The sequence below is a fragment of the Actinomadura roseirufa genome, assembly GCF_900659635.1.
In the GTDB taxonomy this organism is placed as follows: Bacteria; Actinomycetota; Actinomycetes; order Streptosporangiales; family Streptosporangiaceae; genus Spirillospora; species Spirillospora roseirufa.
In genome coordinates this window covers 1-9560 of record NZ_CAACVB010000269.1, presented here as the reverse complement: position 1 = coordinate 9560, position 9560 = coordinate 1, and the positions used below count along the sequence as shown (strand labels likewise).

Here is a 9560-nt window from a genome sequence, read left to right as displayed (position 1 = left end):
GTGCCCGCGAGCGCGATGGCCCGCAGCGCGGGCCGGGCCCCGGCGAGCAGGACGACGCCGTGCCGCCGGGCGAGCGCGTGCAGGCCGGGCGTGACGTCGGTGGTCGTCGTCATGAGCACGACCGGCACGTCCAGCTCCGCCGCCGCCTCGCCCGCGCCGCCGACCATCTCCGGCCAGCCGATCTCCTCCAGCGGCTCGGAGTGGGCGGGGGCGTCACCGGCGAACGCGACGACGTCGACGCCGGGGCAGCGGCCCATCGCGAGCGCGGCCGCGCGGTACACCTCCCGGTCCCCCCACGCGCTCGCGCCGAGGTCGAGGGGGTTGCGGACCGCCATGTACGGCGGCAGCGCCGCGGCCAGCGCAGTCTCCGCGGCGCCGTCCAGCGCGGCGAGCCGCACCCCGGTGGCGTCGGCGAGGTCGGCGACCAGGCCGCACTCGCCGCCCGAGCTGGCGAAGACGGCGGCCGCGGCGCCGCGCGGCCGGCGCGGCGCGGCCAGCAGCGAGCAGAGCGCGATCATCTCGTCGAGGTCGTCGACGCGGTGCACGCCCGCCTGCCGGAACAGCGCGGCGTAGGCGGCGTCCCGCCCGGCGAGGGTGCCGGTGTGCGCGATCGTCGCGGCCTCGCCGCCCGCGGACCGGCCCACCTTGAGCACGATGACCGCGACGTCGCGCGCCGCGGCCCGCTCGGCGAGGGCGCGGAACCGGGGCAGGTCGGCCAGGCCCTCCATGACGAGGCAGACGACCCTGATCCCCGGGTCGGTCAGGAAGTACTCCAGGCAGTCCGACAGGTCGACGACCGCCTGGTTGCCCGCGGACACGCCGTAGGCGACCGAGGGCAGCCGGCCGGACAGCATCGTCGTCAGCGCCATGTTGCCGCTCTGCGCGGCCAGCGCCACCACGCCGTCGGCGCCGGCGTGCAGGTACGGCAGCTCGATGCCCCAGAGGGCGGCGCGGCCGCGGAAGCTCGCCACGCCCAGGCAGTTCGGCCCGACCAGCGGCAGCCGGCCCGCCGCGGCGGCGACGACCTCGTCCTGGCGGCGGCGCCCCTCGGCGTCCCGCTCGCCGAAGCCGGCGCCGTACACGACCATGGCGGGCGCGCCGAGCGCGGCGGCCTCGGCCACCAGCGCCGGCACGCCCGGCGCGGGGATCGCGACGGCGACCGCGTCGGGGACCTCGGGCAGCGCCGCCAGCGACGGGTGGGCGGCCACCCCGTCGACCTCGGTGCGGGACGGGTGGACGGCGTACAGGCGCCCGGTGAACCCGACGCCGCGCATGTTCCGGAGCGTCCGCAGGCCGTAGCCGCCCTTGGGGGACGCGCCGACGACCGCGACGCTCCGCGGCCGGAACAGCCGGTCGAGACGGTGGGCGGGAGGGTCCCCCTGAGGGGAGCCGGTGCGGTGCGCGGTCATCAGCGCCCCACGAAGACGGGCCGGCGCTTCTCGATGGCCGCCTTGAGGCCCTCGTCCTTGTCCTCGGTCAGCGCGCACAGGTGGGCGCCCCGCTGCTCGTTGCGCAGCGCCTCCTCGATGCCGATGGTGTGGCCCATGCGGATGTTCCGCTTGGCCTCGCCGATCGCGACGGTCGGCCCGGCGGCGAACACGCGGGCCTGCTCCAGCGCCCGTTCCATCAGCCGCTCGGGCGGGACGACCTCGGTGACCACGCCGATGCGCAGGGCCTCGTCCGCGTCGATGATCCGGCCCGTGTAGATCAGCTCGGCGGCGCGCGACTCGCCGACGATCCGGGGCAGCAGGTAGGAGCCGCCCGCGTCCGGGCAGATGCCGCGCTGCGCGTAGACCTGCCCGAACCGGGCGGCGGTCGAGCCGAAGCGGACGTCGGCGGTGAGGGCGAGGTCGAAGCCCGACCCGGCGGCGACGCCGTTGACCGCCGCCACGACCGGCTTGGGCAGCCAGTACAGCCGCGCGATCGTGCGGTGCATCTTCGCCGGCCACGACTCCTCGCCCGCGTCGGAACGGGCGGCCCACTCCTTGACGTCCGCGCCCGAGCAGAACCCCCGTCCCGCACCGGTGATCACCACGGCGCGGACGCCGGGGTCCTTGCCGGCCAGCATGACGACGCGGTCGAGCTCGTCGATGTCGGTGTTGGCGATCGCGTTCAGGCGCTCCGGCCGGTTCAGGGTGAGCACCCCGACGTCGCCGTCCATGTGCCAGGTACAGCACCCGAGTGCCGGGAGATCCATGATCCTTCCCTTCGGTCGCGTATGGGGGCATGCCGAACAGAGGAGTCGGCGGGATGGGGGGAACGGCCCTTTCCGGGCCGGTGGTCAGTTCACGCCGTCCAGGAAGCGGCAGTCCCGCGCGGTCCAGCTGAGCCAGTGCGACGTCCCTGTGGTGAACCGCGCCCTGGCCTCGGAGGGGACCATGAGCTGGAGCTCGGCCCCCTCCGGCGTCCGCAGGTGGACCTCGATCTGGGGGCCGAGGTACACCTGCGCCACGACCGAGCAGGACACGGCGTTGCGCGCGGCCGCGTCCGGCCGCTCCGCGCCGATCCGGACCCGCTCCGGGCGGATCATGAACTCGCCGCCCGGCCCGGACGCGCAGTCGTTGCGCCGGTCGACCAGGATCCGCCCGGCCATGCCCTCCACTTCCACGACGGTGTGCTCGCCCTGCTCAAGCCGGGTGGCGGGCAGGCAGATCGACTGGCCCAGGAACTTCGCGACGAAGGAGTTGACCGGCTCCTCGTACAGCACGTCCGGTGGGGCGGTCTGCTGGAGGACGCCCTGGTGCATGACGCCGACCCGGTCGGACAGGGCCAGCGCCTCGTCCTGGTCATGGGTCACGTACAGGACCGTCGCGCCGATCCGGCGCTGGAGGGACTTCAGCTCCAGGCGCATGTGGTCGCGCAGGTTGCGGTCCAGGGCGCCGAGCGGCTCGTCCATCAGCAGCACGCTGGGATCGAAGACGAACGCGCGGGCGAGCGCGACCCGCTGCTGCTGGCCGCCGGACAGCTGGCGCGGGTAGCGGTCCCGGAACTCCGTGAGCCGCGTCATCGTCAGCACCCGGTCGATCCGCCGCTCCGCCTCGGCCTTCCTCATCCGCCGCATCTGGAGGGGGAACGCGATGTTCTGCGCCACCGTCATGTGCGGGAACAGCGCGTAGTTCTGGAACACCAGCCCGATGTTCCGCCGCTCCGGCACCTCGTCGGTGACCGCGCGGCCGGCGAGGAACACCTCGCCCGCGGTCGCCGACTCCAGGCCCGCCAGGATGCGCAGGCTGGTGGTCTTGCCGGAGCCGCTCGGCCCCAGCAGGGTGACGAACTCGCCCTCGCCGACGGCGAGGTTGAAGTCGTGGACGGCGGGCGCGTCGCCGTACCACTTGTGCACCCCGCTGAAGACGACCTGGTCGGCCCGCGCGCCGTCCGTCCCGGCGCCGTCCGCCTCGGCGGCCCGCACGGTGTCCTGCACGGTGTCGTCCGTCGCGGTCCCGTCCCGTCCCGTGCTCTTCCGCGCGGTGCTCGCGCGCCGGGTGCCTGCTCGCTCGGTCATCGGCGCTCCCGCCGGTCGCGGATGGTCTTGATCAGCTCGGAGAGGAGGTAGAGCCCGACGCAGACGCCGATGAGGATCGTCCCGGCGACGGCGAGCGTGGGCGTGAGGTCGTAGCGCACGCTGTCCCACAGCCGGCGCGCGAGCGTGACCGAGTCGTTCCCTGCCACGAACAGGATGATGACGGCCTCGTCGAAGGCGATCACGAAGGCGAACAGCGCGCCGGCCGAGATCGCCGAGGCAAGCGAGGGGAGCGTGATCCGCAGCAGCGTCCGGGGCAGCCCGGCGCCGAGCGTGCGCGCCGCGTTCTCCAGCTCCGGGTCGAACTGCTGCAGGGCGCTCGATACCGACACGAGCACGTACGGGACGCCCATCACCGAGTACGCGACCGCGACCACCGGCCACTGGCCGATCAGCCGGTGGTCGGCGAAGGTGAAGTAGTAGCTCATGGCCAGCACGATGATCGGGATCACCAGTGGTGAGTACAGCAGGGCGAAGACCGGTCCCTTCCCGCGTCCGGTGGCGCGGGCCAGGCCCCACGCGGCCGTGGTGCCGACGACGGTCGCGATCGCCGCGGCCAGTAGCGCGATCTTGGCGCTGAGCAGTGTCGCGTCCACCCATGCGGGGTCGTCGAGGAAGCGCCGGTAGTGGGTCAGCGACCAGCCCTCCAGCGGGAACGACAGGTAGTCCGCGCTGTTGAAGGACTCCAGGACCACGATCACGATCGGGATCACCAGGAAGGCGAAGACCAGCGTCACCACGCCCAGCAGGGCCCACCGCAGCGCCCGTTCCGCCCGGGTGGCGGGCAGCCGCCCGCGGCGCGCGCGGGCCGGTCGCGCGGGCCGGGCGCCGCCCGCCGCGTTCGGCGTGCCCGGCGCGCTCACGTCGATGGTGCTCACAGGGACACCAGCCCCTTCACCTTGGTGAGCCGGCGCACGATCAGGGTCAGCGCCGAGGCCAGCACCAGGAGCAGCGTGGCCAGCGTCGCGGCCATCCCCCAGTCGAAGTTCACCTGGACGCTCTGCGCGATCACCACGGCGATCGTGCTCTGCTTCGGCCCGCCGACGAGCGCGGGCGTGACGTAGAAGCCGAGCCCGATGACGAAGACGAGCATGCCGCTGCTGACGATCGCCGGGACCGCCAGCGGCAGGTAGACCCGGGTGAAGGCACGGATCGGACCGGCCCCGAGGGAGCGCGCGGCGCGGGGCAGCGACGCGTCGATCTGGTCCAGGGTCCCCTTGATGATGAGGATCGGGAACGGCAGCAGGATGTGGGTCATCGCGATGACGACCGCGCTCTCGCTGTACAGCAGGCCCTTCGAGTCGCCCGTGAACGGCTCCAGCACCTTGCTCACCAGCCCGCCGTCGCCGAGCAGGACGATCCAGGAGAAGGACCGCACCAGGATGCTCGTCCAGAACGGAATGACGACGAGCAGCGCCAGGAACCGCGCCCGGCGAGGTGAGGTCCGGGCCAGGAAATAGGCCACCGGAAAGCCGAGGAGAACGGTCAGGACCGCCACCTCGAAGGACAGCCGTGCGGTGATCCATAGCGCTTCCCAGACGGCGCCGTCGGTGGCCGCCCTGGTGAAATTCCCGAATCCGGCCTTCGGTTCGGTGACGCTTTTCAGCAACATGGCGCCGACCGGATAGACATAGACGATCGCCATGAAGACGACCGGCAGCCCGAGCGCCATCGTGACGAAGCCGGGGCGCAGTTTCCGGGGTCTGCGCGCGACGGCGTCCGGAGGGACGCCGCCGCTCGAAGGCGCTCTCGTGATGGTGGTGCGCGCCGTCATCGATTCACCATCCCTCCGTTCCCTCGTGCCTCCCGGAACGGGCGACAAACGGTTCCGCAGGGGGCCGCCGGGGCCCTCGCCGCATGTCGACACAGTCAACGTTCGAGCCGCGCCGTCTGTCATGGGGCCACGCTCACAAAACAGTCCGTGGCCGCCTGTGCCGGGGGCACAGTCGGGTGGCCGCGGGGCGTTCACCCGGCGGTGCCGCTCCGGTCACCAGGCCGTTGACGTGGGGCGACGCCGCGTGGTAGATCTCCGGAACCTGGGTCCGGAGGGTGATGCAGATCTCCACGACCCGGTTTTGGGAGGGTGACCATGGCACCATCCGACACTTCCCCCGCCGTCGCCGATCACGTGGCGGCCGTGGCCCGCAGCCTGGACGCGGCGTCGACGACGCTGGCGAACGAGTTCGTCCGCCAGTACGTCAGCGCGACCGAGTCCGGCGCCGCCGACCGCCAGGCGCCCGTCGAGGCGTTCGAGATGGCGGTGCACGTCATCGAGCTGTGCGCGCACGGGCTCGGCGACCGCGCGCCGGCCGCCGGGCCGCCGTCCGGGCGCGGCGCGCGCGTCGCCCTGCAGGGCAAGCCCGTGGCCGAGGCGGTCGAGTGGCTGCGCCTGCTGGAACGGGTCGTCGCCGATCACGTCCTCGCGCACGCCACCGCGGGCTCGGGCGGGGTGCCGATGGACGGGGTCCGCGCGGTCCTCGCCCGGCTCGCCGAGCTGTTCGACGTGCTCTGCACCCGCGAACTGGAGTCGTTCACCAGCACCTACAACGAGCTGGCGGGCTGGCAGGCGCGGGTGAGCACCGACCTGCTGAGCTGCCTGATCGCCGGCCCGGCCGTCGACGCCAGCACGGTGAACGACCAGGCCCGGATGCTCAACATCAACCCGCACCAGCGGTTCCGCGCGGTCGCCGCCTACCACGACCCGGCGCCGACCTCGCAGCAGTGGGTGCGGGCGCGGCGGCGGATCATGGAGGTGCTGTGGCGGCACGACCCGCGCCGGGAGATCCTCAGCCGCGAGCGGCGCGGCCTGCTGCTGGCGCTGGTCCCGATCGACCGGGCGGGGCCCGGCCTGGTCGAGCTGTTCACCGGCATGCTGGCGGGTGAGCAGGGCCGCTCGCTGTTCGTGTCGGCCGGCGAGCCCGGCGCGTCGCTGTCGGCGGCCGGGCACAGCTGCCGGCAGGCGCTGTCGGCGCTGGAGATCAGCATCTACCGGGACCAGCGCGGCCAGGTCACCCAGTGCACGGACGTGATCCTGGAGGTCCTGCTCGCGCACAACCGGTGGGTATCGAAACGGCTCATCGAGACCCGTATCGGGCAGCTCGTCGAGAAACCGCACCTGCTCGACACCCTGCGCGTCTATATCGCCTGCGATATGGCGTTGCAGCGGACGGCGGAGGAACTGGTCGTCCACCCCAACACGGTCGCCTACCGGTTGCGGCAGATCGCCACGCTGACCGGACGCGATATGCGGCGCATCGCCGACATCGGTGACCTCAATGTCGCGTTGATGGCCTACGACGCCGTCCAGATGCGGCGCGACCGGGAAGAGGCCCGGACGGATCTGCGCGCGCGGTTGTTCGCCTGACCGGACGGCCGCCTGTGGCCGCCCCATAATGGCGGCCCGAATTCTTTGGTGGCGCGGCCTGAACAGGTCTTCGGCGGATGATTCTAGGCTTCGAGCCAATCGCCCAGGACTGGTGAGCGGAGCGACATGGACCATCGTGCGGACACATACATCGGCGGCCGGTGGGTCGAGAGCACCGGCGAGGACGTCATCGCGGTCATCGACCCCTCGACGGGGCAGTGCGTCGCCACGGTCCGCGAGTCGTCGACCGGCGACATGGACGCGGCCGTCGCCGCCGCCGAGCGCGCCCGGCCCGTCCTGCGGGAGATGCCGCCGGAGGAACGAGCCGCGCTGCTGGACCGCGTCGCCGAAGAGCTGGAGGCCCGGCTCGGCGGGATGGCCGAGCTGATCTCCAGCGAGATGGGGATGCCCCGCCGGCACTGCGCCGACTATCAGGTGCGCACGGCGATCAGAACGTTCCGCAACACCGCGCTGGCGGTCCGGGGCATGGACTTCAGCGAGCGGCTCGGCGGTTCCACCGTCGTCCGCGAGCCCGTCGGCGTGGTGGCGGCGATGACCCCGTGGAACTTCCCGCTGCTGCAGACCGCCGCCAAGCTCGGGCCCGCGCTCGCGGCCGGCTGCCCGGTGGTGCTCAAGCCGAGCGAGATCACCCCGCTGGACGCCTGCGTGCTGGCGGAGGCGGTCCACGCGGCGGGCGCGCCGCCGGGCGCCCTCAACGTCGTGTTCGGCAACGGCCTGCACGTGGGGGAGTACATGACGCGCCACCCCGGCACCGCGATGGTGTCGCTGACCGGCTCGACCCGGGCCGGCCGGCGCGTCGCCCAGCTGGCCGCCGAGTCCATCAAGCGGGTGACGCTGGAGCTCGGCGGCAAGTCGGCGGCGGTCGTGCTGCCCGGCGGCGACCTCGCGGCGGCGGTCGAGCGGTCCGTGCGGACCGTCGTGATCAACACGGGCCAGACCTGCACCGCGCTGACCCGGCTGCTGGTGCCCTTCGAGTCGCTGGCCGACGCCGAGCAGCTGGTGGCGGCGGCCCTGGCCCGCTACCGGGTCGGCCGGTCCGACGACCCAGCCGCCGACGTCGGCCCGCTGGCCAGCGCGAACCAGCGGCACCGCGTGACCGACCACCTGGAGCGCGCGCTCGTCGACGGCGCCCGGCCGATCTGGGCGTACCCGGACGAGGAGCTCCCGCGGTCCGGCTTCTTCGCGGGCCCGGCCGCCTTCGCGGTGTCCGACCCGCGCATCGCGCTCGCCCAGCAGGAGGTGTTCGGGCCCGTCCTCGCGGTGATCCCCTACGTGGGGGAGGACGAGGCGGTCGCGATCGCCAACGGGACCCCGTACGGGCTGGCCGCCGCGGTCTGGTCCGCCGACGAGGACCACGCGCTCGGTGTCGCGGCGCGGATCGAGGCGGGCAGCATCGAGATCAACGGCGCGCCCTTCAACGGGCTCGCCCCGTTCGGCGGGTACAAGCAGTCCGGCTACGGCCGTGAGCTGGGCGCCCACGGCATCGCCCAGTTCACCGAGCTGAAGGCGATCCAGACGCGCGCGGCGGGCGCCCGATGACCGGGGACGGCGCGGCGGGGGCCGATGTGGGCGGGAGCGACGCGAGCGGGCGGGGCGCGACCGGGCGCACGGGCGGCGACCTGGCCGCCGAGGCGCTGCGGGCGCTCGGCGTCCGGCACGTCTTCGGCGTGGCGAGCGTGCACAACCTGCCGATCCTCGACGCGATGCGGCGCCACGGCGGCATCACCGTGATCGCCGTACGGCACGAGCAGGCGGCGGTGCACGCGGCGGACGGCTACGCGCGGGTCACCGGACGGCTCGGCGTCGCGCTGGCCTCGACCGGGCCGGGCACCGCCAACACGATGGGCGGCCTGTTCGAGGCGCAGTTCGCGGGGTCTCCGGTGCTGCTCCTCACCGGCCAGATCGAGACCCGCTTCTACGGCCGGTCCAAGGGCTACCTGCACGAGGCCGAGCGGCAGCTGCCGATGCTGCGCACGCTCACCCGCGAAGCGTGGACGGTCCGCCGCGCCGAGGACATCGCCGAGACCGTGGTCGCCGCCGGTCGCGCCGCGACCGCCGGCCCGCCGCGGCCCACCGCCGTGGAGATCCCGATCGACCTGCAGTACGCGCCGGTGCCGGCGGACCTGCCGGTGCCCGCGCCCGCGCCCGTCCACCGCGCGGCGCCGCCCGAGGACCGGCTGCGCGCCGCGGCCGACCTGCTCGCCGCCGCCCGCCGCCCCCTGATCTGGGCGGGCGGCGGCGTCCTGGCCGGCGGCGCCTGGCCGCGGGTGCGGCGGCTCGTCGACCGGCTGGAGATCCCGGTGGTCACCTCCGTGCAGGGACGCGGTGCGCTGCCCGAGGACCACCCGCTCTGCCTCGGCCCGCTGGTCGCCACGCCGCCGTTGCGCGGCGCCGTCGAGAACGCCGACGTCATCCTCGCCGTGGGCACCCGGTTCCAGATGTACACCACCGACCTCTGGCGAATGCGCCTCGGCGGAAGCCTGATCCACGCCGACGCCGACGCGGGCGTGTTCGGCCGGACGTACCAGCCCGACGTCGCGTTGCACGGGGACGCCGCGGAGACGTTGCGCGCGCTGGACGAACGCGTCGCGACGAGCGCCGCCGCCCCGCGCTGGGCGGCCGAGGCCCGCCGGGCGGCGGCCGCGGCGCGCGAGG

At 73.9% G+C, this 9560-nt stretch carries 8 protein-coding genes; 3 read left to right on the top strand and 5 right to left on the bottom strand.

The window, feature by feature from the left end:
* The 5 genes from E1291_RS34485 to E1291_RS34465 form a co-directional block, all read right to left on the bottom strand.
* Nucleotides 1-1409, bottom strand: a 1409-nt coding sequence (locus E1291_RS34485) for a CoA-binding protein (RefSeq protein ID WP_207401092.1), incomplete at its 3' end; no start/stop codon positions are given.
* Nucleotides 1409-2197: an enoyl-CoA hydratase/isomerase family protein gene (locus E1291_RS34480; protein WP_131742263.1), complete on the bottom strand. Its 789-nt coding sequence runs from the start codon at nucleotides 2195-2197 to the stop codon at nucleotides 1409-1411. The genes E1291_RS34480 and E1291_RS34485, both read right to left, overlap by 1 nt.
* A gap of 84 nt (nucleotides 2198-2281) precedes the next feature.
* Nucleotides 2282-3502, bottom strand: coding sequence for an ABC transporter ATP-binding protein (locus E1291_RS34475; RefSeq protein WP_131742262.1), 1221 nt, complete (start codon nucleotides 3500-3502; stop codon nucleotides 2282-2284).
* The gene (locus E1291_RS42565) at nucleotides 3499-4398 is read right to left on the bottom strand and encodes an ABC transporter permease (RefSeq protein ID WP_165495428.1); all 900 of its coding nucleotides are present in this window, start codon (nucleotides 4396-4398) and stop codon (nucleotides 3499-3501) included. The genes E1291_RS34475 and E1291_RS42565 overlap by 4 nt, the downstream gene beginning before the upstream one ends.
* Nucleotides 4395-5294, bottom strand: coding sequence for an ABC transporter permease (locus E1291_RS34465; RefSeq protein WP_165495427.1), 900 nt, complete (start codon nucleotides 5292-5294; stop codon nucleotides 4395-4397). Before E1291_RS34465 ends, E1291_RS42565 begins: the two co-directional genes overlap by 4 nt.
* A 315-nt stretch (nucleotides 5295-5609) precedes the next feature.
* Between E1291_RS34465 and E1291_RS34460 the strand changes: the two genes are divergently transcribed.
* The 3 genes from E1291_RS34460 to E1291_RS34450 all read left to right on the top strand — a co-directional run.
* Nucleotides 5610-6884, top strand: a complete 1275-nt coding sequence (locus tag E1291_RS34460) for a PucR family transcriptional regulator (protein WP_131742259.1) — start codon at nucleotides 5610-5612, stop codon at nucleotides 6882-6884.
* Nucleotides 6885-7010: 126 nt separating this feature from the next.
* The gene (locus E1291_RS34455) at nucleotides 7011-8444 is read left to right on the top strand and encodes an aldehyde dehydrogenase family protein (protein ID WP_131742258.1); all 1434 of its coding nucleotides are present in this window, start codon (nucleotides 7011-7013) and stop codon (nucleotides 8442-8444) included.
* The coding region (locus E1291_RS34450; protein ID WP_242614558.1) for a thiamine pyrophosphate-binding protein at nucleotides 8441-9560 on the top strand (1120 nt) is incomplete at its 3' end. The genes E1291_RS34455 and E1291_RS34450, both read left to right, overlap by 4 nt.